Source organism: Novosphingobium sp. B-7 (genome assembly GCF_000410615.1).
GTDB lineage: Bacteria > Pseudomonadota > Alphaproteobacteria > Sphingomonadales > Sphingomonadaceae > Novosphingobium > Novosphingobium capsulatum.
In genome coordinates this window covers 1-22,311 of sequence record NZ_APCQ01000488.1, presented here as the reverse complement: position 1 = coordinate 22,311, position 22,311 = coordinate 1, and the positions used below count along the sequence as shown (strand labels likewise).

Here is a 22,311-nt window from a genome sequence, read left to right as displayed (position 1 = left end):
AGCCGCTCGGCATGTTCGGCGCGGCGCATGCGCGCCCGCGCGGCCAGCACGGCCCATCCCGCCGCCAGCGTCCAGCCTGCCAGCAGCAGCGCCACGGCAACGGTCACGGCAACAGCGGCAGGGGAATGGGACAGCATCACCCCTTGGCTAGGCTGCACGCGGGCGAAATACAACCGCAACCCGCGCGAAATTCGCCCGATCCCGCGCAAGTATCCGCGCAGCAAAACGCCCCACATCCCAAGGGATGCAGGGCGCTTGCAGCCATGCCCGGCACGCAGCCGGTCATGTATCCGGGATCAATAGCGATAGTGATCCGGCTTGAACGGCCCCTGCGGGGTCACGCCGATATAGCTAGCCTGCTTGTCGCTCAGCTTGGTCAGCTTCACGCCCAGCTTTTCGAGGTGCAGCGCGGCGACCTTTTCATCCAGGTGCTTGGGCAGCACATAGACGTCGTTCTTGTACTGATCGGCCTTGGTGAACAGTTCGATCTGGGCCAGCGTCTGGTTGGTGAAGCTGGCGCTCATCACGAAGCTGGGGTGGCCGGTGGCGCAGCCCAGATTCACCAGGCGGCCCTTGGCGAGGATGATGATCTGCTTGCCGTCCGGGAATTCGACCAGGTCGGTGCCGGGCTTCACTTCGGTCCACTTGTAGTTCGACAGGGCCGAAATCTGGATTTCGCTGTCGAAGTGGCCGATGTTGCACACGATGCTCATCGGCTTCATCGCCTTCATGTGCTCGGCGGTGATCACGTCTTCGTTGCCGGTGGCGGTCACGAAGATGTCGGCGCGGGTGACGGCTTCTTCCATCGTCACCACTTCATAGCCTTCCATCGCCGCCTGCAGCGCGCAGATCGGATCGACTTCGGTGACCATCACGCGGGCGCCGCCATTGCGCAGCGAAGCGGCCGAACCCTTGCCCACGTCGCCAAAGCCGGCCACGCACGCAACCTTGCCGGCCAGCATCACGTCAGTGGCGCGGCGGATCGCGTCAACCAGCGATTCCTTGCAGCCATAGAGGTTGTCGAACTTCGACTTGGTCACCGAATCGTTCACGTTGATCGCCGGGAACGGCAGCTTGCCGTCCTTGGCGATCTGGTAAAGGCGGTGAACGCCGGTGGTGGTTTCTTCCGAAACGCCCTTGATGGCCTTGACGCTCTCGGTCAGGTAGCCGGGCTTGGCCTTGAGGAACGCCTTGAGCGCGCGGCAGAATTCGATTTCTTCGGCGTTGCTGGGCTCGAACAGGGTTTCGCCCGCTTCCACGCGCGCGCCCCACAGCGCGAACATGGTAGCGTCGCCGCCATCGTCCAGGATCAGGTTGGCAGTGTCATCGCCCCAGTCGAAGATGCGGCCGACATAGTCCCAGTAATCCGCCAGGCTTTCGCCCTTCACGGCGAACACCGGAATGCCCGCTGCGGCGATCGCGGCGGCGGCATGGTCCTGCGTGGAATAGATGTTGCAGGTGGCCCAGCGCACGTCGGCGCCCAGGGCAACCAGCGTCTCGATCAGCACGGCGGTCTGGATCGTCATGTGCAGCGAGCCGGTGATGCGCGCGCCCTTCAAGGGCTGCGACGCGCCGAATTCCTGGCGCAGCGCCATGAGGCCGGGCATTTCGGTTTCGGCAATGGCGATTTCCGCGCGGCCGAAATCGGCCAGGCCGAGATCGGCAATGACATAGTCCTTGTTCGCTTCGAGCGCGCTGGCCACGAGGCATCTCCGTACAAAAGGGCGTCTGAACGCAAAAAAGACCCGCCAGGGGCAGGCCGCTGATGGGCTGCTCTTAGCGGGTCCGCCTGCACAGGGCAACGTTAATATAAAGAAGTCTTTATATCGGCATTCCTACCGATGCCGGCACAGCAGCCGCCGGGCCGCTACCACCTGCCGCCACGCGGCAACGCGAAATTCATCACGTCCCGCCGCGCGCGCTGGTTGCACGCCCCTGCCCTGCACCTATATCCCCACCCGGCCGCCGCTCCCTCGTGGCGGGTGACAATGAAAGGAATTTGGGGATGACGATCACTGTTGGCGAAACCCTGCCCGATGTGAAGCTGGTCAAGGCCACGCAGGAAGGCCCCGAAGCCGTCCAGTCGGCTGAATACTTCAAGGGCAAGCGCGTCGCCCTGTTTTCGGTGCCGGGCGCTTTCACCCCCACCTGCTCGGCCCGCCACCTGCCGGGCTATGTCGACAAGGCCGCCGAACTCAAGGCCAAGGGCATCGATGAAATCGCCTGCACCGCGGTCAACGATCCGTTCGTGATGAAGGCCTGGGGCGAAGCCAGCGGCTCGCCCGAGGTGACGATGCTGGCCGATGGCAATGGCGATTTCGCCAAGGCGCTCGGCCTGACGATGGACGGCACCGGGTTTGGCCTGGGCCTGCGCGGCCAGCGCTTTGCCGCCGTGATCAACGATGGCGTGGTCGAACAGCTCCACGTCGAAGCGCCGGGCGACTTCAAGGTCAGCGCGGCGGAATACGTGCTCGAAAAGCTGTAAGCCGATACCGGCGCGCCGGCCGCATCCCGCAGGGGACACGGCCGGCGCTGTCAGCCCTTAATAGCCCATCAAGCTCATCACTTCCTTGCGGCTGCGCGGATCATCCAGGAAGCAGCCCAGCAGCCGGCTCGTCACCATGCCCACGCCCGGTGTGCGCACGCCGCGCCCGGTCATGCAGCCATGCTGCGCCTCGATCACCACAGCCACGCCCTGCGGGTGGAGGTGATCCCAGATGCACTGCGCCACTTCGGCGGTCAGCCGTTCCTGAATCTGCAGCCGTTGGGCATAGCCGTGCAACACGCGCGCCAGCTTGGAAATTCCCACCACGCGGTTTTGCGGCAGATAGGCGATCGATGCCTTGCCGGTGATCGGGGCCATGTGGTGTTCGCAGTGCGATTGGAACGGAATGTCCTTGAGCACGACGATCTCGTCATAGCCGCCCACCTCGGCAAACGTGCGCGTGAGGTGCACAGCCGGATCTTCGGCATAGCCCTGGCAATATTCCAGCCACGCCCGCGCCACGCGCTTGGGCGTATCGATCAGGCCTTCGCGCGCTGGATCGTCACCAGCCCATTCGATCAGGGTGCGGATCGCCTGCTGCACATGGGGCGGCACCGGCACCTTGCCGCGCGCGGTATCTTCGTCATCGCCATGATCATGGCCGCAGCCCGGCAAATTCGTCATACTGGTCCCGTCCTCAATGCCCGGACAACGCCGCCCGTGCGTCAATGCTGTGTCGCGTTGCCGCGCCGGCGCCGCAACTTTGCCAGCTTCCTCCCCAGCCCGCCACGCCACAGGCGCCCGCGTTGGTAGAAGGCCAGCATTTCCTCGGGGCGCTCGGGGTCGAGCGCTTCGGAATCGGCCAGGGCCTGTTCGGCCTCGGTCAGTGGCCGGGGCACGAACGGCCGCAGATGCCGCCCGCCCGCCTTGGCCGACTCAGCCGCCAGCGCAGCCATGCTGCCGCCATCGGCCAAGGCCGCCGCTACCTGCTCTTCGGCCAGTCCGCAATGCTCTGCCAACAGCGAATGGCGCAAGGCGCGGATTGCCGGCATGGCGTGATCGTTACCCGGCCGCCCCGCATCGATGAACACGTCGCATTCGCTGTCCAACCCCATCGAGCGGTTGTTCATGTTGGCAGAGCCGATGCGCAGCACCTGATCGTCCACGATCATCAGCTTGGCATGGACATAGATCGGCGTTCCCCCTTTGGTGAACGGATGCCAGATCGAAAAGCGCCCGTGCGGATCGTGGCATTTCACCGCTTCGAACAACTGGATGCGGGCCAGGTCCATCGCCGCCTGCTCCAACCATCCGTCCGACTCTTGCGGCATCACCAGCACGACTTCGGGCGCATCTGGCGCGTCGAGCCGCGCGGCCAGCGCCTCGGCCACGCGGCGCGAGGCGAAATACTGGTTTTCGGCATAGATGAAGTGCTTGGCCGCAGCAATCTGGCGGCAGAACAGCGCCTCGATTTCGCGCACTTCGGCAATATTGGCATAGGGTGAGCGCGTGCGGGCAATGCCCACTTCCACATCGGTGAACTGCGCCACGATGCCATTGGGCCACGCGCTTTCCGCCTGGGGGCGGCAGGGCTCGAGATGGCGCCCACCGGCCTGGTGCCAGCGGGTGCGGCCAAATTCGCCCAGCGCCGCCGCCACCGGCCCTTCCAGCAGCATCGTGCAATCGTGCCATGGGCCATAAGGCTGGCCACCGGGCCGCCGCCGGCGGGGATCGTCATCGATATGGTCGCGCGTGTCCCAGCGGTCACCGGCCATGTCGATACCGCCGCATACGGCAAAACAATCGTCAATCACCGCGATCTTCTGGTGATGGCTGCAGCCGATCGGATGGGCCGCGTCCAGCTTGTAGCCGATGCGCGGATGGCGCCACCAGCGGAACAGGTCGACCACCATCGACCCGCGCATCAGTGCCTTGAGCGCGCCGAAATTCCATTTCAGCACCAGAACTTCCAGCCCGCGGCGGCGGTTGGCCAGCCAGACCACGAAGGCGCCGAGCCGCGCTGGCGCCACGCGCTTGCGCGGCAGGTTCCACCAACGCCGCCCGTCCCCGATCAGGATGCGCGTATCGAAATCCCAACCGATCAGGTGGATGCGCTGGCGCGCCGCCAGCATCGCATCACGCATCAGGGCAAAGTAATCTGCCGCATCGACCACGGCATGGGCACGCGTTGCGCGGGCATAGCGCCACACGCCTTCTTCTATCCCTTCCTCGCTGCCGAGATGAACGGCGGAATCGGACGGCGCAACGCCGGACGCGGGATCGCGTGGCCCCTCTGGTGCATTCATACCCGCGCAACGCCGGGACGGCGCAGAGGTTCCACCCTATTCCAAACGATCGCGCGTGCCCCGTTCGAGCAGCACGAAGCTATTGGTTCGTCACGGCTTCCTGCCGGGGGATAACCAGTTCATCGGGATGGGCCACATTGAGATCGGCGCGCAGCAGTTCACCGACCAGATCAGGATCGGCATGCTTGGGATCGAGCAGATTGACCCGGTTTTGCAGGCGGTCACGCTCTGCCGAAAGCTGCGCCACTTCCTTTTGCCGCTGCTCCAGCGTGTGGGCATTTTCGCTCCACGCCAAGAGCCCGCTCGGCCCCGCGACGGCCCAGGCGCCGATCAGCAGCAACGCGATCAGCGCCAGCGACTCGGTCACGCTGTTGCGAGGCAGTTTGAGGTTGGGGCGACGCCGCTTCATAGCGTCAAGAAGAATCACATTTGGCCAGTCAATGCAAGCGCATCGCGACGGAAAACCGCAGAATTTCGCGGCGTCCGGCGATGGCCTTGCCGCCCTCACACCAACCGCTGCGCCTGCCCCCGTTAACCACGGCAGACCCTGCCCTTCCAGCACGATGCCTGCCGCTGCGTAGCAATGCGTTGGAAAATTTCGCGAGACATTAACCGGTCGGCAGCACTTGCCGATGCATGATCGCCGCCGGGGTGTGGTGCGTGACAGCGCCACGGCAACGGGAAGGTTCAGGTTTCGATCATGCTTTTGGGTTGGTTGCGTCAGCGCTTGAAGGCCTATCGCGGCAGCCGCGGCCAGCACCGCGCGCAGGGTCCTGCCCGCGGCTTCATGGGCCGCCTGGCCAAGGACCGGGCTGGCAATGCCCTGGCGATCATGACGCTGACGGCGTTCACGATGATCACGCTGGCAGGCCTGGGCATGGACATGTCGCGCGCGTATCTCACCAAGACCAGCCTTCAGGACGCCTGCGACGCAGGCGTGCTTGCCGGACGCAAGGCGATGGCGGCTTCGGGCGTCTATGGCGCTGCCGAACAGGCCAAGGCCAACAAGATGTTCAACTTCAACATCAACGAAAACCGCACTGAAAGCTCTGCCGCGGTTTTCACCACCAGCGCCGATACCACCGGCCACGTCAGCGGCACGGCCAGCACCACGATGCCGACCACGCTGATGAAGCTGTTCAACTATTCCAGCCTGCCGATGACCGTGGAGTGCAGCGCTGAATTGCAGATGGCCAATGCCGACGTCATGTTCGTGCTCGATACGACCGGGTCGATGGCCTGCAATGTGTCGGGCGGCAATTGCTATAGCGGTTCGGATTCCAAGATCGTCGGCCTGCAGAACGCGATCCGCTCGTTTTATACCACGGTGGCGGGTGCGGTGGTCGACAAGGTCAACACCCGCGTGCGCTTCGGCTTCGTACCCTATTCCATGACGGTCAACGCCAAAGGGCTGCTGACGTCGGGCGCGATGCCCAGCAACTATTTCGTCAACAGCTCGCCATACATTACCCAGTTGGTGCAGTTCAGCACCACCCCCATCACCGTGAACAAGCAGACGCGATATCCCGCGATCAGCTATCGCTATGCCCAGACGACCATGGACGTCACCGCGTTCAAGGGATTCGGCTCGGTGCCGCTGGCGACGGGCGTAACGCTCTATAACGGCAACAACGCATCGAGCGCATCCTACGTCACGACCAAGCCATCCAGCACCAATCCCTACTACACCATCCGCGACCTCGCCACCGGCACCACTGCCACCGGCACGGTGGGCAATGTCACCACCACCAGCTATACTTGGAGCGGCTGCATCGAAGAGCGCAACACGGTGCCGCAGCTGTCGATGTCGCCCATTCCCAGCGGCGCCTACGACATGGACGTGACGAGCGCGCCGACCAACGACGCCACCAGCTGGAAGCCCTATCTGGAAAGCCTCGAGTTCTATCTCAACGGCTATTCAATGCCGCTCAACACGACCACCGACATGTCCAACCAAACAGGCTATTGCCCGCAGTCGATGCTGCCGTTCACCACGGTGGATACCACGGCGCCGCAAACCGTGCCCACGTGGCTGAACAATTACGTCAACAGCCTCTACGCCAACGGCGGTACCTATCACGACATCGGCATGCTGTGGGGCGCGCGCCTGGGCAATCCCAACGGGATTTTTGCCAGCAACGTCAATGCCGGCAATCTGCCCTCGGTGAGCCGCCACATCATCTTCATGACCGACGGCACCATGGAAAACTATCCCGCCAACTATACGGCGTGGGGCGTGACGCAATACGATGGCCGCGATGCGCCCACCTCCACCTCGGCCTCCAGCCTCGTCAACTATCACAACAACCGCTTCCTGGCGGCTTGCACGCTGGCCAAGAACATGGGCTATACCATCTGGGTCATCGGCTTTGGCCAGACCCTGACAACCCAGATGCAGGCCTGCGCCACGGCCAACCGCGCCTATTACGCATCCAATACCACGGCGCTGACCACCACCTTCCAGTACATCGCCGGCCAGGTGGCCAACCTGCGGCTCAACAAATGACCGGCCTCGTGCTTCGCCAGATGGTCCGCCGGCTCCGGCGCGATGCCCGGGGCGTGACCGCACTGGAATTTGCGCTGGCTGCGCCGGTCATGCTGCTGATCATGGCCGTGTTGCTGGAGCTGGGCCTGGCCTATTATGTGCAGGCCGTGTTGACCGGCACGATCAACGCCGCCGGGCGCGATTCCTCGCTGCAAAGCGCGCAAACCTCGACCACCACCATCGACAGCCAGGTCACTACGCGCATCCAGCATGTCGTGCCATGGGCCACGGTATCGTTCTCGCGCCGCAACTATACCGATTTCACCAACGTCGGTCAGCCCGAAGTGTTCACCGATTCCAACAAGAACGGGCAATACGATCAGGGCGAATGCTTCAACGATGCCAATGGCAACGGGGTCTGGGATGCCGATATGGGCAAGACCGGCCTGGGCGGCGCAAACGACGTCGTGCTCTATACCGTCACGGTGAACTATACCGCGCTGTTCGGCTTTTCCAGCATGCTTGGCCTGCCAACCAACATGACGGCGAGCGCCAGCACGATCTTGCGCAACCAGCCCTTTGCCACGCAGACCGTTCGTACGGTGACCCAGATATGCTGAAGCGTCGCTCTCTCTTCCCGCTCCTGCGCCGTCTCGCGCGCAATACCAGCGCGGTTACCGTCGTCGAACTGGGCGTCAGCCTGCCGTTCGTCATGGTCATGGCCCTGGGCTCGATGGAAATGGTAAACCTGGGCATCCTGCATGTCCGGCTCAACCAGTTGGCCATTTCGGTGGCCGACAACGCTTCACGCGCCAAGCAGTCGGTGGTGGGCGGCGCGCCGATGTTTCGCGAATTTGACGTGAACCAGGTATTCACGGGCGCCGCGCTTTCGGTGGAAGACCTCAATTTTCCCGTCAACGGCCGGGTGATCCTCTCCAGCCTGGAAACCAACAGCTCGGGCGGCCAATGGATTCACTGGCAGCGGTGCTGGGGCAGCAACAAGTACGTCTCGCGCTATGGCGTCCAGGGCACGGGCAGCACCGGCACCAGCTTTGCCGGCATGGGGCAGCCCACCCCCATCACGGTCGAAAGCCCTTATGCGATGATGTACGTCGAAGTGGCCTACAACTACCAACCCTTGTTTTTCGGCACGGTGTTCAAAACCACCGTCATCCGCAAGGACGCGGCGATGTATGTTCGTGACGATCGCGATCTGACGCAGATCTACAACCCGGCACCTGCGGTCACACCAGCAACGTGCTGAGCGTTTCAACCGCTTTGTGATTGTCACCTTCGTGGTTAGACGCCAAGAGCCGCGGCCATGTCGCTGACGATTGTCCATGCCGCCGAACCGACCCCTGCCCAGCGCGAAGCGATCCTGGCGCCGCTGCGCGTGTACAACGTGCGCGAAGGGGGTGATCCGGGCCTGTCGTCCCTCGCCCTGATGCTGACCGATGCCGACGGCGTCGAAGTCGGCGGCCTGTGGGGCAAGATTTCCTACGACTGGCTGTTCATCGAACTGCTCGCCGTGCCTGATGCGCACCGTGGCCAAGGCCATGGCGAAGCCTTGATGCACCAGGCCGAAGCGCATGCCCGGGCGCAGGGCTGCGTCGGCATCTGGCTCGATACTTACGCATTCCAGGCGCCGCGCTTCTATGAAAAACTCGGCTATGCCGTGTTCGGCCAGCTTGATGACCATCCGCGCGGGCAAAGCCGGTTCTTTCTGCAAAAGCGGCTCTAGGCAACCTTTCCTGCACGATTGCCGGCGTACACCACACACCGTGATCAGCCTGACGGCTGCGGGGGAAGTGCCGGCGCATGTTCAAGACACTCGTCAAAACCGGCCGCAACACCGGCCACGCCCTGCGCATGATCGGCGCGTTCGGCTCAGCCATCCTGTGGGGCGTCAGCGCCTGGCAATTGCAGGATGCCGGCCCGGATGCCGGGGCGTTTGGGGTGGGACAATCGGCAGTCATCGGCGTCTGGGCCCTTGCCGCCGCATCGGCGCTGGGCGGCCTGATTTCGCTGCGCCGCCTGATGCAACCGGCGCAAACGCGGCCGCGCGCCACCGCTGCGCCCGGCCTGGAAGACTTGCCAGCCAAATCCGATTTCGATCCCGACGCCATCATCGCGCGCCATCTGGCCCAGCGCGCCAGCGCGCCGCCTCCGCCGATCGAGGACAACGCCGCCCAACCAGCACCACCGCGCCCTGTGTTCGGCCGCAAGGGCATCGGCAGCCCGCACTAATCGCGATTGCAAAAAGCCGGCCCTTGGCAGGACCGGCCTGGTGTTGGTGCGCCCGACGGGATTCGAACCCATGGCCCCCAGATTAGGAATCTGGTGCTCTATCCTGCTGAGCTACGGGCGCCCGCGCCTCTCTTAGGGGCGTGGCTGCGGCAAGGCAATGTGCGTTTGCGCAGCCCTGCCCGCACGGGCCCAGGCCCGTGGTCAGTTCGCTTCGCCCGGCGGCACCACGGGGATCAGCAGCGGGGCAACGGCAATGCCTTCGTCCAGCAATTCCCGCGCTTCTTCCGCCGTTGCCTGGCCGTGGATCGGCGCCGCGTCCTTGTCGCCATAGTGCATGGCGCGCGCATCGTCGGCAAAGGAATCGCCAACCCAGGTCGATGACTTGATTGCCTCGGCCTGGGCCAGGGCCACGGCGCGCAGCATCGCCAACGCTTCTGGCGGCAGCTTTGCTGGCGGGGACGACTTGGCCGGCGCCGCAGCGGCGGGCGCAGCGTCCGCCGGGCTTGGCACGGGCAAGGCCGGCGCCTGGTTGCCCTTGCGCCCCACGGCCGGGGCCATCACGGCCTTGATCACCTCGCCGCTGCCGCACATCGGGCAGGTGACCAAGCCGCGCTCCTGCTGGCGCGCATAATCGGCCGACGAGGCGAACCACCCTTCGAAACGGTGCTGGCCGCCGGTGCATTGCAGATCGAAGACAATCATGGTGCGCGCGATATGGGCACGGGGCGCTTGTTGGCAAGACTGGGCAGTTGCTGGCGCACCGCAGCCAGGCGCCCCAGGTCGATTTCCGCAAGACCCAGGCCGGCATTGCCGCCCATGTCGAGCAGCACATCACCCCAAGGATCGACCACCAGGCTGTGGCCATAGGTTTCGCGCCCGTCTTCATGCCGGCCAGTCTGCGCTGCGCTGATCACGAAGGCGCTGGCCTCCACCGCGCGCGCGCGCTGCATCAGGTGCCAGTGCGCGGCGCCCGTGGGCACAGTGAAAGCGGCGGGGATGGCGATGCAATCGCAGCGGGCCTGGCCCAATGCCTCGAACAAGGCCGGAAAGCGGATGTCATAGCAGATCGCCAGACCCAGGCGGCCGACCGGGGTTTCGACCGTGACTACGGCATCACCAGGACGATAGGCGGCCGATTCGCGCCAGCTTTCGCCCGTGGCCAGGTCCACGTCGAACATGTGCATCTTGTCATAGCGGGCCGCGATCTGGCCGGCGCCGTCGATCACGAAGGCGCGGTTGGCCCAGCGTGCGTCGCCGCCCTCTGCCGGCTGATCCGGCCGGATCGCGAGCGAGCCCAGATGCACCCATATGCCGTGGCGTGCCGCCGCCTCTTGTGCGGCAGCCAGCACCGGATTGGCCGCTTCGGCCACGATATGCGGCGTCGCGCGGGCGCGGTCCCGATCGATCAGCCCGGCCATTTCCGGGGTGAACAGCATGGCTGCCCCTTCCCCGGCGGCGCGGGCGGCGGCATCGGCAATGGTGGCGGCATTGACCAGCGGATCGATGCCGCTGGTCATCTGCAACAGCGCCACGCGCACGGGCGCATTCATGCCCAAGGTCAGGCGAGTCCGAGTAGCGCGTCGAGCTTGCCGGCGCGGTCGAGCGCCTGGAGATCGTCGCTGCCGCCCAGTGCCTGATCGTTGACGAAAATCTGCGGCACGGTGGCAGCACCGGGCGCCCGCTCGACCATTTCGGCGCGCTTGGGGCCACCCATGGTCACATCATATTCTTCATAGGCCACGCCCTTTTCGTCGAGCAGGGCCTTGGCGCGCACGCAATAGGGGCAACCCCACTTGGTATAGATTTCGACCTTGGGGCTTGGGGACTGGGTCATGTTCGCTCCGATGAAATTGGTGAAACCGGGGGCCTTGAAATGCGCGGTGCAGCCCACACATGGTCGTTTGTGACGTGCGCCGCAAGACGGGCACGCCATGTTAAACCCGCCCCAGCGCCGGAGTTTCCCGGGCAGGGGCATGTGCAGATTGCTCTGATTGAGGATATTGCCATGAACCGTTTTGATTTCACCCCCTATCGCCGCACCACCGTGGGTTTCGATCGCCTGTTCGACCTGCTCGAACGCCAGGCCCGCGCCAATGCCGGCGACAACTATCCGCCCTTCAACATCGAGCGCCAGGGTGAGGATGCCTATCGCATCACGCTGGCCGTGGCCGGTTTCAAGCCGGAAGACCTCGATATCACCGCGCAGCAGAACCTGCTGGTGGTCAAGGGCAGCAAGGCCGATCTGACCGACAAGCAGTACCTGCACCTGGGCATTGCCAACCGCAGCTTCGAACGCCGCTTCGAACTCGCCGATTTCGTGCGGGTGAGCGCGGCCGACCTTGCCGATGGCCTGCTGACCATCGACCTGGTGCGCGAAGTGCCCGAGGCGATGAAGCCCAAGAAGGTGCTGATCGGCAACCAGAAGGCCCTTTCGGTGGTGGAAGGTGGCGACGCCAGCGCGGCTGCCTGATCCATTGACCTGAGGAAACGCGAAGGGGCGCTGGCCAATGCGGCCAGCGCCCCTTTTTGTTTGGGTTTGTGCAAGGCTTCGCACCACCCCCAACCCCCTCCTCTAAAGAGGATGGGGCTTTTCCCGTTTGCTCCCCCGCCTCTTTAGAGGAGGGGGTTGGGGGTGGTGGACGCCTGAAACGAAACTAGAAAATCAAACCAGCCGCGCCTGCTTCACTGCAGCGGCGATAAAGCTCTTGAACAGCGGGTGCGGATCGAACGGGCGGCTCTTGAGTTCGGGGTGGAACTGCACGCCGATGAAGAACGGATGATCGGGACGCTCGACGATTTCGGGCAGCAGGCCATCGGGCGACATGCCCGAAAAGCGCAGGCCGCCCTGCTCCAGCGCATCGCGATAGGCGACGTTCACTTCATAGCGGTGGCGATGGCGCTCGCTGATCGTGGTGGCGTCATAGATGCTCGACACATGGCTGTTGCCGGCGAGGTGCGCTTCATAGGCGCCCAGGCGCATGGTGCCGCCCAGATCGCCACCCGCTTCGCGCTTTTCCAGGCCTTCGGCGGTCATCCATTCGGTGATGATGCCCACTACCGGTTCCTTGGTCGGGCCAAATTCGGTGGACGAAGCCTCGGCAATGCCGGCGGTGTTGCGCGCGCCCTCGATGCAGGCCATCTGCATGCCCAGGCAAATGCCGAAGAACGGCACGTCGCGCTCGCGGGCAAAGCGCACGCTGGCGATCTTGCCTTCCGAGCCACGCTCGCCAAAGCCGCCGGGCACCAGGATGCCATGCATGGGTTCAAGGTGCGCGGCAATCTCGCTGTCTTCGCGCTCGAACAGTTCGGCATCGATCCAGCGCACGTTGACCTTGACGCGGTTGGCCATGCCGCCGTGGGCCAGCGCCTCATTGAGCGACTTGTAGGCGTCCTGCAGGCCGACATACTTGCCGACCACGCCGATCGTCACTTCGCCTTCCGGGTTCTGATAGCGATCGACGATATCGTCCCACACCGCCAGGTCCGGCTGCGGTGCCGTCATGCCGAAATGGCGCAGCACTTCGGCGTCGAGGCCCTCGGCGTGATACTGCAACGGCACGGCATAGATGCTGCTGGCGTCAAGCGCCGGAATCACCGCCGATTTGCGCACGTTGCAGAACTGCGCGATCTTGGCGCGCTCGCCATCGGGCAGCGGCTTTTCACAGCGGCACAGCAGGATGTCGGGCTGGATGCCTAGGCCGGTCAGCTCGCGCACGGAGTGCTGGGTCGGCTTGGTCTTCAACTCGCCAGCGGCCGCGATATAGGGCACCAGCGTCACGTGGACGAAGCAGGTCTGGTCGCGGTCCAGCTCGTTATGCAGCTGGCGCAGCGCCTCGATGAACGGCAGGCCTTCGATGTCGCCCACCGTGCCGCCGATTTCGCACAGCACGAAATCGAGGTCTTCGGTTTCGGCCTGGGCAAAGTCCTTGATCGCGTCGGTCACGTGCGGGATCACCTGCACGGTTGCGCCCAGGTAATCGCCGCGGCGTTCCTTGGCGATGATGTCGCGATAGATGCGGCCCGAGGTGATGTTGTCGGCCTGGCGGGCCGAAACGCCGGTGAAACGCTCGTAGTGGCCAAGGTCCAGGTCGGTCTCTGCGCCGTCGTCGGTGACGAAGACCTCGCCGTGCTGATACGGGCTCATCGTGCCCGGATCGACGTTGAGATAGGGATCGAACTTGCGGATCCGCACTCGATAGCCACGTGCCTGGAGCAGCGCCGCGAGGCTTGCCGCCATGAGACCTTTGCCGAGCGAGGAGACCACGCCGCCGGTGATAAAAATGTACCGCGCCATGGGAGTTGGGCCTTAGCGTCAGAAGGGAGGGGAGCGCAAGCAGAACCGACGCCAAACAGCGTGGCAATCCACAGGCGCAAGGGCGAACCGCAATACCACGCACGCCCGTTGGAGGCACGCGCAGGCATCACGAAAGGGACCGCAAAAACAAAACCGGCGCCCCCGCCTGCGGGGCGGGAACGCCTGGTTTCATGCTTGCATAGGGTTACTGCTTGGCGGCACCACCAAGCGGATCGGCCGGCGCAGCAGGGGCTGCCGCCGAAGGATCAGCCGCCGGCGCAGCGGGCGCAACCGGCTGCTGGGCCTGGCCGGCCAGCGGGTCGGCCGTGCGCTGGAGCGAAGTGTCGAGCGTGCGGCTGCCACCGGCGTTGACGGCCATGGCCGCCAGCACGATGCTCAGCCCGACGAACAGAACCGCCAGGATCGAGGTGACGCGCGTGAGGAAATCGGCCGCGCCGCGCGCCGACATGAAGCCGGCCGGGCTGCCGCCCACGCCCAGGCCGCCGCCCTCGGACTTTTGAATGAGAATCACGCCAACCAGGGCGGCAGCCACCAGCGCCTGGATAACGGTGAGGAAGATAAAGAGCGACATGAGGTTCCGCCTGAAACTGTTGCGGCGCACTTAGGGCGCCGGGCGCCCTTGCGCAAGGGGCCGAATTTTGCGCTCAGCCTTCGCCGGCGCCAGCGGCCGCCACGATCGGCAGGAAGGCATCGGCCGTCAGGCTTGCCCCGCCAACCAGCGCCCCGCCCACCTCGGGCGCAGCCAGCAATGCAGCGGCGTTGCCGGCATTGACGGACCCGCCATAGAGGATGCGCGGGCGTGCGCCGGCTTCGTCATAGGCGGCATGAAGCCGCGCCCGCACTGCGGCGTGCATGGCAATCACATCCTCGACATCGGCCACCCGGCCTGTGCCGATCGCCCATACCGGTTCATAGGCAACGGCCAGCTTGCCACCGGCGACGGCTTCTAGCGCCGCTTCGTCCTGCGGCAGGGAATGGTCGACTTGGCTGGCCACCACATCTTCGGCGCGGCCGGCGTCACGCTCTTCCAGCGTTTCGCCCACGCAGATGATCACGCCCAGCCCAGCCGCCAGCGCGGCATCGGCCTTGGCGCGCACCAGCGCATTGCTCTCGCCATGGTCGCGGCGGCGCTCGCTGTGGCCCAGGATCACGAAATCGGCACCGATATCGGCCAGCATGGCGGCCGAAACATCACCGGTATGAGCGCCCTTGGCTTCGGTATGGCAATCCTGCCCGCCCACGCCGATGCCGGTCACGGCCTCGCGCAGCAGGCCGATCAGCGGGAACGGCGGCGCCAGGGCGATATCCACCTGCGGATGGCGGGCAGCAGCGCGGTCGATCGCGCGCGCCTCGGCCAGCATGGCCCGGCTGCCGTTCATCTTCCAGTTGCCGACGATATATGGTCGTTGCGCCATGGCTGGCTTTGATCCCTCGTTCTGTGTGCCCCGCCGAAAATCGGGATTGCCGCGCCGGTTGTTGTGCGGTGGCGCGTTGTCAGGCCCGATTCCGTGCCACCCCCCTTGCCTGCAATTGCCCCGCCAGCGCAAGGCCCCCGCGATGAAGTGCTTGGCCGGCCTGTGCCGTGCCAGAGGCATTGCGGGATCGGTCCAAGCCTCCTAAGGCAGGCCAATCCAAGTCATCAGGCGGATTTGATCGCATCCCATGCTCTCGCTGTTTCGTAAACTGATCCATTCCCGCATCGGCGCGCTTTTCGCCCTGGTGTTCATCGGTCTTCTTGCCCTGGCCTTTGCCGGCGCCGACGTGAGCGGCCTGCGTATCGGCCAGTCTTCGGACGGTGAGGCAGCAGCCAAGGTCGGCCATGCCAGGGTCGGCGTGGACGAGCTAGGCAAGACCATCACCACCGCGTTCGAGCAGGAGCGCGAGCAGAACCCGACGCTGACGATGCGCCAGTTCCTGGCCCAGGGCGTGATGAACGATGCGCTTTCCGGCCTGGCTGATCGTGCCGCGATGCAGGAATGGGCCGCCAAGAACGGCATGGGCGTCAGCGATCGTCTGGTCGACAGCGAAATCGCCAAGCAGCCCGCGTTCCAGGGCCCCGATGGCAAGTTCAGCGACGCGGTCTATCGCGCGTTCCTCGCCCAGCGCGGGATGACCGATGCCGCCGTGCGCAAGTCGATCACGCAGAGCCTGATCGCCCGTCAGGTGCTGTCGCCGGTGGCGCCGGGCGCCGCCATGCCCGCCTCGGCCGTGGCGCGCTATGCCGCGATGCTCAAGGAAAAGCGCGAGGGCGACATTGCCTTCCTGCCCAGCATCGCCTTTGCCGGCAAGGACAAGCCGAGCGATGCCGTGCTGGCCACCTATTACAAGGCCAACGCCGCCCGCTATCAGCAGCCCGAGCGCCGCACCGTGCGCTATGCCGTGATCGACGAGGCGAGCCTGGCCAACGTGCCTGCCCCCAGCGACGCTGACATTGCCGCCCGCTACAAGGCGAAGGCCGATGTCTATGCGCCCAGCGAAACCCGCACGGTAACCCAGGTCGTCGTGCCGACCGAGCAAGCCGCCCAGGCGCTGGCCGTGCAGGTTTCTGCCGGCACCAGCATCGAGGCCGCTGCCCGCGCCAAGGGCCTTGCCGCCAGCAAGATCGCCGATCTCACGCGTGACAAGCTCGCCGCGCAAAGCTCTGCCGCCGTGGCCGATGCGGTCTTCGCCGCCGCCCAGGGCAAGGTGGCAACGCCGGCCAAGAGCGGCCTTGGCTGGCACGTCATTCGCGTCGATGCCATCGTCAAGAAGCCGGGCAAGACGCTGGAACAGGCCCGCCCCGAACTGGTGGCGGAACTGACCACCGAAAAGCGCCACGCCGCGCTGCTCGATCTGTCTTCCCGCCTGGAAGAGCAGTTCGAAAACCACACCGGCCTCGCTGATGTGGCCAAGGCCCAGGGCGTGACGCTGACCACCACCCCCGCCCTCACTGCCGATGGCAGCGTGTTCGGCCAGCCTGGGCAAAAGGCCCCGGCCGATGTTGCCGCCCTGCTGCAAGGCGCCTTTGCGCTGGAGCATGAAGGCGAAGGCCAGGTTGCGCCGCTCGCCGATGGCAAGCGCATCGCGATCTTCGACGTGGGCCAGATCATGCCTGCCGCCCCCGCGCCGCTTGACCAGATCAAGGACCAGGTCGCGCGCGACTATGCCACCGAACAGGGCGCCGCCAAGGCCAAGGATGCCTCGGCCAAGGTGCTTGCCGCCATGGCCAAGGGTGCTTCGCTGGCCGACGCGCTCAAGGGTGTCGGCGTAACTCTGCCGCCCGCGCAGCCGGTGGCGATCACGCGCGAACAGCTTGCGGCCATGCAGCAAAGCGGCCGCCAACTGCCCCCGCCGCTGGTGCTACTGTTTGCCATGTCCAAGGGCACGGCCAAGCCGCTCGCCGCACCGGGCAATGCCGGCTTCTACGTGGTTTCGCTCAAGACGGTGACGCCCGGCGTCATCCCCGCAGGCGATCCGTTCCTGGCGCAGGCGGGCAAGCAGTTCGGCCTCGATATGGGCCGCGAAGTGGCCGAGGAACTGCGCACCGCGATCCGCAACCAGGTGGGCGTGACCCGCAACGAAACCGCGCTGCGTGCGCTCAATACCAAGCTTGTCGGTAACCAGTAAGACCATGACCACTATCCTGTCGCGTCCTGCGCCAACCGGCGCCCAGCCCGAAAACAGCGCGGCGGCCCTCGCCGCGCTGGCGGCCGGAAAGCCCGCGCTGGTCTGGCGCAAGCTGATTGCCGACAGCGAAACCCCGGTCAGCGCCGCGCGCAAGCTGTTCGAGCCGGAACGCGGCGATTTCCTGCTGGAATCGGTCCAGGGTGGCGAAGTGCGCGGCCGCTACAGCCTGGTCGGGCTCGATCCCGATCTGGTGTTCCGCGCCACGAGTGAAACTGCGCAGATCAACGCCGCCTGGCAGACCGACCGCGCCGCGTTCGCCGCGCTGCCGGGCAACAGCCTGGCCGAATTGCGCGCGCTGGTCGAACGCTGCCGGATCGACGTGCCGGAAGGCCTGCCGCCCACGCTGGCCTGCCTGGTCGGCTATTTCGGCTATGAAACCATCGGCCTGGTGGAAAAGCTGCCACGCGCCCCGCAAAGCGCGCTGGAACTGCCCGACATGCTGTTCGTGCGTCCCACCGTGCTCCTGGTGTTCGATCGCCTGACCGACGAACTCACCGCCGTCGCCCCGGTGTGGGCTGAGGGCGGCACACCGCAGGCCTTGGTCGAGCGTGCGACTGATCGCATCGATGCCACGCTGGCGCGCCTGCATGGCCCACTGCCCGCAGATCCGCGCCTGCCCGAAACCATCGATCTGGTGCGCGAGCCGCAGATGGCGCCGGAACGCTATGGCCAGATGGTGGACCGCGCGCGCGACTACATCACCGCCGGCGATATCTTCCAGGTGGTGCTGGCGCAGCGCTTCACCGCGCCGTTCCCCTTGCCGCCCATGGCGCTCTATCGCGCGCTGCGGCGGATCAATCCCTCGCCGTTCCTCTATTTCCTCGATCTGCCCGGCTTTGCCCTGATCGGATCGAGCCCGGAAATCCTGGTGCGCATCCGCGATGGCGAAGTGACCATCCGCCCGATCGCCGGCACCCGCCCGCGCGGCGCCACCCCGGCCGAAGACCGCGCCAACGAAGAAAGCCTGCTGGCCGATCCCAAGGAACGCGCCGAACACCTCATGCTGCTCGATCTGGGCCGCAACGACGTGGGCCGCGTCGCTGCCGCCGGCACGGTCAAGGTCACCGAAAGCTATACGATCGAACGCTATAGCCACGTGATGCACATCGTCTCCAACGTGGTCGGCCAGCTTGATGCCAAGCGGGCGGATTCGGTCGATGCCCTGCTCGCCGGCTTCCCCGCCGGCACGGTCAGCGGCGCCCCCAAGGTGCGCGCGTGCGAAATCATCGCCGAACTCGAACCCGAAACCCGCGGCGCCTATGCCGGCGGCGTCGGCTATTTCGCCCCCGATGGCTCGGTCGATAGCTGCATCGTTCTGCGCACCGCCGTGCTCAAGGATGGCGTGATGCACGTCCAGGCCGGCGCCGGCATCGTGGCCGACAGCGACCCGGCCGCCGAACAGCGCGAATGCGAACACAAGTCTGGCGCCCTGTTTGCCGCCGCGCGCGAGGCCATCCGCGTTGCGGCAGAGCCGGCGTTCGGGCAATAGGGATTAGACCATGATCCTCGTCATCGACAATTACGACAGCTTCACCTGGAACCTGGTCCACTACCTGATGGAACTGGGCGCCGAGGTTAACGTGGTGCGCAACGATGCGCTGACCGCCGCCGACGCATTGGCTTCGGGCGCCAAGGGCTTCCTGCTCTCGCCCGGCCCCTGCACCCCCAACGAAGCGGGCGTCAGCCTCGATCTCGTCGGCGCGGCGGCGCAGGCGGGCATGCCGCTGCTCGGCGTGTGCCTGGGGCACCAATCCATCGGCCAATATTTCGGCGGCAAGGTCGTGCGCGGCGGCCTGATGCACGGCAAGACCTCGCCCGTCACCCACGATGGCACCGGTGTGTTCGCCGGCCTGCCCTCGCCGTTCACCGCCACGCGCTATCACTCGCTGGTGGTGGAAGACGTGCCCGAATGCCTGATCGTCAACGCGCGGTCGGATGATGGCCACACCATGGGCTTTCGCCACGCCAGCCTGCCGATCCACGGCGTGCAGTTCCATCCAGAAAGCATCGCGACCGAGCATGGCCACGCCATGATCGCCAATTTTCTGGCATTGTGCGGGATCGCGGCGCGGATGCCGGCATGACCGTGCTGCCCCCGGTCGGGGAAATCCCGCTCGATCAGGATGAAGCCGAAGCTGCCTTTTCCGCGATCCTCGATGGCCAGGTAGCAGACGAGGCGACCATCGCCTTCCTCGTTGCGCTGTCCGATCGCGGCGAAAGCGCCAGCGAAATTGCCGGCGCGGCCCAGGCCATGCGCGCGCGCATGATCGGCATTGCTGCGCCCGAAAACGCCATCGATGTCTGCGGCACCGGTGGCGACGGGCACCACACGCTCAACGTATCCACTGCGGTCAGCCTGGTCGTGGCGGCCTGCGGCGTGCCAGTGGCCAAGCATGGCAACCGCGCCGCCAGTTCCAAGGCCGGCGCTGCCGATACGCTGGAGGCGCTGGGCCTCAACCTCGATCGCGCGGTCGAAACGGCCGAGGAAACGCTGGCAGACCTTGGCATCTGCTTCCTGTTCGCCGGCAAGCACCACCCTGCCATGGGCCGGATCATGCCGATCCGCCGCGCCATTGGCCGCCGCACGATCTTCAACCTGATGGGCCCGCTGGCCAATCCCGCCGGGGTGCAGCGCCAGCTCGTCGGCATTGCCCGCCCCGCCTATGTGCCGATCTATGCCGATGCCCTGGCGCGGCTGGGCACCGCGCGCTCGTTCGTGGTTTCGGGGGATGAAGGCCTCGACGAATTGAGCCTGGCCGGCGGCAATGAAGTGGCCGACGTGCATGGAGGCGCGATCCTCATGCACCGCATCGCGCCGGGCGACGCTGGCCTGGCCACCGCGCCGGTCGATGCCATTCGCGGGGGAGACGCTGCCTATAACGCCGCTGCGCTCCAGGCGCTGCTCGATGGCCAGCCCGGCCCCTATCGCGATGCCGTGCTGTTCAACGCCGCGGCCGCGCTGATGGTCGCCGGGGATGTCACCGACTGGCACGAAGGCGTTGAAGAAGCTGCCGAAACCATCGACAAGGGCCTGGCCCTTGGCCTGCTGCGTTGCTGGATTGACGCGCTGAAGTAAGGCTCTGTGCACATGACTGACAAGCTTACCGAAATCTGCACCACCAAGCGCGCCGAAGTGGCCCAGCGCAAGGCCACCACATCGCTCGCTGACCTAGCCGCCCGCGCCGCTACGCAAACCGCGCCGCGCGGGTTTGAGGCTGCCCTGCGTGCCCGCGCCGCCACCGGCTTTGCCCTGATTGCCGAAATCAAGAAAGCCAGCCCCTCCAAGGGCCTGATCCGCGCCGATTTTCAGCCGGCCGACCATGCCCGCGCCTATGAAGCCGGTGGCGCGGCATGCCTCTCCATCCTTACCGATGCGCCTTATTTCCAGGGGCACGAAGACTATCTCGTCGCTGCCCGTGCTGCCTGCGCGCTGCCCGTGCTCCGCAAGGATTTCATGGTCGATCCCTGGCAGGTGGCCGAAGCCCGCGCGATCGGCGCCGATGCCATCCTGATCATCGTCGCCGCACTCGATGATGGCCAGATGGCCGAGATCGAAGCCGCGGCGCGCGAGCACGGCATGGACGTGCTGGTCGAAGTGCATGACGAGGCCGAGATTGAGCGCGCCGCGCGCCTGCATTCCCGCCTGATCGGGGTGAACAACCGCGATCTCAAGCGCTTTGTCACCGACATCGCCAATACCGAGCGCTTGGCCCCGCTGGCGCCCGCCGGCACGCTGCTGGTGGCCGAAAGCGGCATCAACACCCACGCCGATCTCGTTCGCCTGTCCGCCTGCGGCGCGCGCACGTTCCTGGTGGGTGAAAGCCTGATGCGCGAGGCCGATGTGGCCGCCGCCACCCAGGCCCTGCTGCAGGGCTGAACCCAGCTTGCCGCCGCCCGCACCGCGCAAGCTGTGGTTCGATGGCGGCTGCCGGCCCAACCCTGGCCGTATGGAAATCGCCGTCGTCACCGGTGGCCGCACCTGGGTTTTGCCCGATTGCGGCCTGGGTGACAGCAATCGCGCCGAATGGCTGGCCCTGCTCGGCGCAATAGACTTGGCCCGGCAGCTTGGCGAGACAGACGTGGTGCTGTGCGGCGATTCCGCCTTCGTGATCGACCAGATCGCCGGCCGCACCGCCGCCCACCCTGCCACGGCCGATTGCCTTGCCGCCTATCGGAACGGCCTCGTTTCATTTTCGCGCGTCCGACTGCGTCATGTCGGCCGCGCACAGAACCTTGCCGGCATTGCCCTTGAATATCGCCGCGCCGGGCTCGCCCCGCCACAGCCGCTGGCCGATCAACAGGGCTTGCGCCTTTTCCCCCGCATGGCATGAGCGTGGGATGACAGAGCTTACCCACCTCGATGCCCAGGGCCATGCGCGCATGGTCGATGTCGGCGCCAAGCCCGCCACGCAGCGCGTGGCCGTGGCGCGGGGCATGATCCGCATGTCGGCAACGGCGCTGGCCGCGATCCGCGATGGCACCGTGCCCAAGGGCGATGTCTTGGCCACCGCCCGCATTGCCGGGATCATGGCCGCCAAGAAAACTGGCGAGTTGATCCCGCTGTGCCACCCGCTCTCGCTTGATGCCGTGGCGGTGGAATTTGGCTTTGTTGATGGCGGCGTGGAATGCACCGCCACCGCATCCCTCACCGCCAAGACCGGCGTAGAAATGGAAGCGATGACAGCCGCTTGCGTGGCATTGTTGACAATCTATGACATGGCCAAGGCCGTGGACAAGGGCATGGTGATCGAAGCCGTGCGCCTGGTGGCCAAGCGCGGCGGCAAATCGGGCGATTGGTCCGCGCCAT

General features: G+C 65.6%; 24 protein-coding genes and 1 tRNA gene. 14 read left to right on the top strand and 11 right to left on the bottom strand.

What is annotated here, in order from left to right:
• Nucleotides 1–296: 296 nt before the first annotated feature.
• Nucleotides 297–1,703: an adenosylhomocysteinase gene (ahcY, locus tag H926_RS0106235; protein ID WP_022675552.1), complete on the bottom strand. Its 1,407-nt coding sequence runs from the start codon at nucleotides 1,701–1,703 to the stop codon at nucleotides 297–299.
• A 302-nt stretch (nucleotides 1,704–2,005) separates the two neighbouring features.
• Between ahcY and H926_RS0106230 the strand changes: the two genes are divergently transcribed.
• A complete protein-coding gene (locus H926_RS0106230) occupies nucleotides 2,006–2,485 on the top strand; it encodes a peroxiredoxin (RefSeq protein WP_022675551.1) in 480 nt (159 codons plus the stop codon).
• 57 nt (nucleotides 2,486–2,542) lie between these two features.
• Here H926_RS0106230 and folE read toward each other — a convergent pair whose 3' ends face one another.
• From folE to H926_RS0106215, 3 genes are all read right to left on the bottom strand, one after another.
• Nucleotides 2,543–3,169 (bottom strand): GTP cyclohydrolase I FolE, encoded by a 627-nt coding sequence (gene folE / locus H926_RS0106225; protein ID WP_022675550.1) that lies wholly within the window; start codon nucleotides 3,167–3,169, stop codon nucleotides 2,543–2,545.
• A 41-nt stretch (nucleotides 3,170–3,210) separates the two neighbouring features.
• Nucleotides 3,211–4,791, bottom strand: coding sequence for a phospholipase D-like domain-containing protein (locus H926_RS25940; RefSeq protein WP_022675549.1), 1,581 nt, complete (start codon nucleotides 4,789–4,791; stop codon nucleotides 3,211–3,213).
• 79 nt (nucleotides 4,792–4,870) lie between these two features.
• Complete coding sequence (locus H926_RS0106215; RefSeq protein ID WP_043608143.1) at nucleotides 4,871–5,200, bottom strand: septum formation initiator family protein; 330 nt, start codon at nucleotides 5,198–5,200, stop codon at nucleotides 4,871–4,873.
• 291 nt (nucleotides 5,201–5,491) lie between these two features.
• Here H926_RS0106215 and H926_RS0106210 point away from each other — a divergent pair, with 291 nt between their 5' ends.
• The 5 genes from H926_RS0106210 to H926_RS0106190 all read left to right on the top strand — a co-directional run bounded on the left by H926_RS0106210 (nucleotide 5,492) and on the right by H926_RS0106190 (nucleotide 9,523).
• Complete coding sequence (locus H926_RS0106210; RefSeq protein ID WP_082209035.1) at nucleotides 5,492–7,297, top strand: TadE/TadG family type IV pilus assembly protein; 1,806 nt, start codon at nucleotides 5,492–5,494, stop codon at nucleotides 7,295–7,297.
• The gene (locus tag H926_RS0106205; RefSeq protein ID WP_022675546.1) at nucleotides 7,294–7,896 is read left to right on the top strand and encodes a TadE/TadG family type IV pilus assembly protein; all 603 of its coding nucleotides are present in this window, start codon (nucleotides 7,294–7,296) and stop codon (nucleotides 7,894–7,896) included. Before H926_RS0106210 ends, H926_RS0106205 begins: the two co-directional genes overlap by 4 nt.
• Nucleotides 7,890–8,540 (top strand): TadE/TadG family type IV pilus assembly protein, encoded by a 651-nt coding sequence (locus tag H926_RS0106200; RefSeq protein WP_022675545.1) that lies wholly within the window; start codon nucleotides 7,890–7,892, stop codon nucleotides 8,538–8,540. Before H926_RS0106205 ends, H926_RS0106200 begins: the two co-directional genes overlap by 7 nt.
• Nucleotides 8,541–8,597: 57 nt before the next feature.
• The gene (locus tag H926_RS0106195) at nucleotides 8,598–9,017 is read left to right on the top strand and encodes a GNAT family N-acetyltransferase (RefSeq protein ID WP_022675544.1); all 420 of its coding nucleotides are present in this window, start codon (nucleotides 8,598–8,600) and stop codon (nucleotides 9,015–9,017) included.
• Nucleotides 9,018–9,094: 77 nt separating this feature from the next.
• Nucleotides 9,095–9,523 (top strand): hypothetical protein, encoded by a 429-nt coding sequence (locus H926_RS0106190; RefSeq protein ID WP_022675543.1) that lies wholly within the window; start codon nucleotides 9,095–9,097, stop codon nucleotides 9,521–9,523.
• A gap of 44 nt (nucleotides 9,524–9,567) precedes the next feature.
• Here the strand turns inward: H926_RS0106190 and H926_RS0106185 are convergent.
• The 4 genes from H926_RS0106185 to grxC all read right to left on the bottom strand — a co-directional run bounded on the left by H926_RS0106185 (nucleotide 9,568) and on the right by grxC (nucleotide 11,357).
• Nucleotides 9,568–9,644, bottom strand: a tRNA-Arg gene (locus tag H926_RS0106185).
• Between the two features lie 80 nt (nucleotides 9,645–9,724).
• Nucleotides 9,725–10,225, bottom strand: coding sequence for a DUF1178 family protein (locus H926_RS0106180; protein ID WP_022675542.1), 501 nt, complete (start codon nucleotides 10,223–10,225; stop codon nucleotides 9,725–9,727).
• Complete coding sequence (locus H926_RS0106175; protein WP_022675541.1) at nucleotides 10,222–11,073, bottom strand: carbon-nitrogen hydrolase family protein; 852 nt, start codon at nucleotides 11,071–11,073, stop codon at nucleotides 10,222–10,224. Before H926_RS0106175 ends, H926_RS0106180 begins: the two co-directional genes overlap by 4 nt.
• Nucleotides 11,074–11,081: 8 nt before the next feature.
• Nucleotides 11,082–11,357 carry a glutaredoxin 3 gene (grxC, locus tag H926_RS0106170; RefSeq protein ID WP_028657658.1) on the bottom strand — a complete coding sequence of 92 codons (276 nt, stop codon included), beginning with the start codon at nucleotides 11,355–11,357 and terminating at the stop codon, nucleotides 11,082–11,084.
• A 171-nt stretch (nucleotides 11,358–11,528) separates the two neighbouring features.
• Here grxC and H926_RS0106165 point away from each other — a divergent pair, with 171 nt between their 5' ends.
• Nucleotides 11,529–11,993, top strand: a complete 465-nt coding sequence (locus H926_RS0106165) for an Hsp20 family protein (RefSeq protein ID WP_028657657.1) — start codon at nucleotides 11,529–11,531, stop codon at nucleotides 11,991–11,993.
• 192 nt (nucleotides 11,994–12,185) lie between these two features.
• Here H926_RS0106165 and H926_RS0106160 read toward each other — a convergent pair whose 3' ends face one another.
• The 3 genes from H926_RS0106160 to tpiA form a co-directional block, all read right to left on the bottom strand.
• Nucleotides 12,186–13,817, bottom strand: coding sequence for a CTP synthase (locus H926_RS0106160; RefSeq protein WP_022675538.1), 1,632 nt, complete (start codon nucleotides 13,815–13,817; stop codon nucleotides 12,186–12,188).
• 205 nt (nucleotides 13,818–14,022) lie between these two features.
• Nucleotides 14,023–14,409 (bottom strand): preprotein translocase subunit SecG, encoded by a 387-nt coding sequence (secG, locus tag H926_RS0106155; protein WP_022675537.1) that lies wholly within the window; start codon nucleotides 14,407–14,409, stop codon nucleotides 14,023–14,025.
• Between the two features lie 73 nt (nucleotides 14,410–14,482).
• Nucleotides 14,483–15,253: a triose-phosphate isomerase gene (gene tpiA, locus H926_RS0106150; protein WP_022675536.1), complete on the bottom strand. Its 771-nt coding sequence runs from the start codon at nucleotides 15,251–15,253 to the stop codon at nucleotides 14,483–14,485.
• 247 nt (nucleotides 15,254–15,500) lie between these two features.
• On the opposite strand from tpiA, the gene H926_RS0106145 reads away from it, so the two are divergent.
• The 7 genes from H926_RS0106145 to moaC all read left to right on the top strand — a co-directional run.
• On the top strand, nucleotides 15,501–17,444 hold the full coding sequence (locus tag H926_RS0106145) for a peptidylprolyl isomerase (RefSeq protein WP_022675535.1): 1,944 nt from the start codon (nucleotides 15,501–15,503) through the stop codon (nucleotides 17,442–17,444).
• 4 nt (nucleotides 17,445–17,448) lie between these two features.
• Nucleotides 17,449–18,993, top strand: coding sequence for an anthranilate synthase component I (gene trpE, locus H926_RS0106140; RefSeq protein WP_022675534.1), 1,545 nt, complete (start codon nucleotides 17,449–17,451; stop codon nucleotides 18,991–18,993).
• A gap of 10 nt (nucleotides 18,994–19,003) precedes the next feature.
• Complete coding sequence (locus H926_RS0106135) at nucleotides 19,004–19,588, top strand: aminodeoxychorismate/anthranilate synthase component II (RefSeq protein ID WP_022675533.1); 585 nt, start codon at nucleotides 19,004–19,006, stop codon at nucleotides 19,586–19,588.
• Nucleotides 19,585–20,580 (top strand): anthranilate phosphoribosyltransferase, encoded by a 996-nt coding sequence (trpD, locus tag H926_RS0106130; protein WP_028657655.1) that lies wholly within the window; start codon nucleotides 19,585–19,587, stop codon nucleotides 20,578–20,580. Before H926_RS0106135 ends, trpD begins: the two co-directional genes overlap by 4 nt.
• A 12-nt stretch (nucleotides 20,581–20,592) precedes the next feature.
• The gene (gene trpC, locus H926_RS0106125; protein ID WP_022675531.1) at nucleotides 20,593–21,381 is read left to right on the top strand and encodes an indole-3-glycerol phosphate synthase TrpC; all 789 of its coding nucleotides are present in this window, start codon (nucleotides 20,593–20,595) and stop codon (nucleotides 21,379–21,381) included.
• A 7-nt stretch (nucleotides 21,382–21,388) separates the two neighbouring features.
• A complete protein-coding gene (locus H926_RS25935; RefSeq protein WP_022675530.1) occupies nucleotides 21,389–21,835 on the top strand; it encodes a reverse transcriptase-like protein in 447 nt (148 codons plus the stop codon).
• A gap of 7 nt (nucleotides 21,836–21,842) precedes the next feature.
• Nucleotides 21,843–22,311, top strand: a 469-nt coding sequence (gene moaC / locus H926_RS25930; RefSeq protein ID WP_043608145.1) for a cyclic pyranopterin monophosphate synthase MoaC, incomplete at its 3' end; no start/stop codon positions are given.

What these genes read in the sequence shown, in the direction of transcription:
- H926_RS0106230 (WP_022675551.1), top strand. Translation starts at nt 2,006, where the DNA reads ATGACGATCACTGTTGGCGAAACCCTGCCCGATGTGAAGCTGGTCAAG.
- folE (WP_022675550.1), bottom strand. Translation starts at nt 3,169, where the DNA reads ATGACGAATTTGCCGGGCTGCGGCCATGATCATGGCGATGACGAAGAT.
- H926_RS25940 (WP_022675549.1), bottom strand. Translation starts at nt 4,791, where the DNA reads ATGAATGCACCAGAGGGGCCACGCGATCCCGCGTCCGGCGTTGCGCCG.
- H926_RS0106215 (WP_043608143.1), bottom strand. Translation starts at nt 5,200, where the DNA reads ATGAAGCGGCGTCGCCCCAACCTCAAACTGCCTCGCAACAGCGTGACC.
- H926_RS0106210 (WP_082209035.1), top strand. Translation starts at nt 5,492, where the DNA reads ATGCTTTTGGGTTGGTTGCGTCAGCGCTTGAAGGCCTATCGCGGCAGC.
- H926_RS0106205 (WP_022675546.1), top strand. Translation starts at nt 7,294, where the DNA reads ATGACCGGCCTCGTGCTTCGCCAGATGGTCCGCCGGCTCCGGCGCGAT.
- H926_RS0106200 (WP_022675545.1), top strand. Translation starts at nt 7,890, where the DNA reads ATGCTGAAGCGTCGCTCTCTCTTCCCGCTCCTGCGCCGTCTCGCGCGC.
- H926_RS0106195 (WP_022675544.1), top strand. Translation starts at nt 8,598, where the DNA reads ATGTCGCTGACGATTGTCCATGCCGCCGAACCGACCCCTGCCCAGCGC.
- H926_RS0106190 (WP_022675543.1), top strand. Translation starts at nt 9,095, where the DNA reads ATGTTCAAGACACTCGTCAAAACCGGCCGCAACACCGGCCACGCCCTG.
- H926_RS0106180 (WP_022675542.1), bottom strand. Translation starts at nt 10,225, where the DNA reads ATGATTGTCTTCGATCTGCAATGCACCGGCGGCCAGCACCGTTTCGAA.
- H926_RS0106175 (WP_022675541.1), bottom strand. Translation starts at nt 11,073, where the DNA reads ATGAATGCGCCCGTGCGCGTGGCGCTGTTGCAGATGACCAGCGGCATC.
- grxC (WP_028657658.1), bottom strand. Translation starts at nt 11,357, where the DNA reads ATGACCCAGTCCCCAAGCCCCAAGGTCGAAATCTATACCAAGTGGGGT.
- H926_RS0106165 (WP_028657657.1), top strand. Translation starts at nt 11,529, where the DNA reads ATGAACCGTTTTGATTTCACCCCCTATCGCCGCACCACCGTGGGTTTC.
- H926_RS0106160 (WP_022675538.1), bottom strand. Translation starts at nt 13,817, where the DNA reads ATGGCGCGGTACATTTTTATCACCGGCGGCGTGGTCTCCTCGCTCGGC.
- secG (WP_022675537.1), bottom strand. Translation starts at nt 14,409, where the DNA reads ATGTCGCTCTTTATCTTCCTCACCGTTATCCAGGCGCTGGTGGCTGCC.
- tpiA (WP_022675536.1), bottom strand. Translation starts at nt 15,253, where the DNA reads ATGGCGCAACGACCATATATCGTCGGCAACTGGAAGATGAACGGCAGC.
- H926_RS0106145 (WP_022675535.1), top strand. Translation starts at nt 15,501, where the DNA reads ATGCTCTCGCTGTTTCGTAAACTGATCCATTCCCGCATCGGCGCGCTT.
- trpE (WP_022675534.1), top strand. Translation starts at nt 17,449, where the DNA reads ATGACCACTATCCTGTCGCGTCCTGCGCCAACCGGCGCCCAGCCCGAA.
- H926_RS0106135 (WP_022675533.1), top strand. Translation starts at nt 19,004, where the DNA reads ATGATCCTCGTCATCGACAATTACGACAGCTTCACCTGGAACCTGGTC.
- trpD (WP_028657655.1), top strand. Translation starts at nt 19,585, where the DNA reads ATGACCGTGCTGCCCCCGGTCGGGGAAATCCCGCTCGATCAGGATGAA.
- trpC (WP_022675531.1), top strand. Translation starts at nt 20,593, where the DNA reads ATGACTGACAAGCTTACCGAAATCTGCACCACCAAGCGCGCCGAAGTG.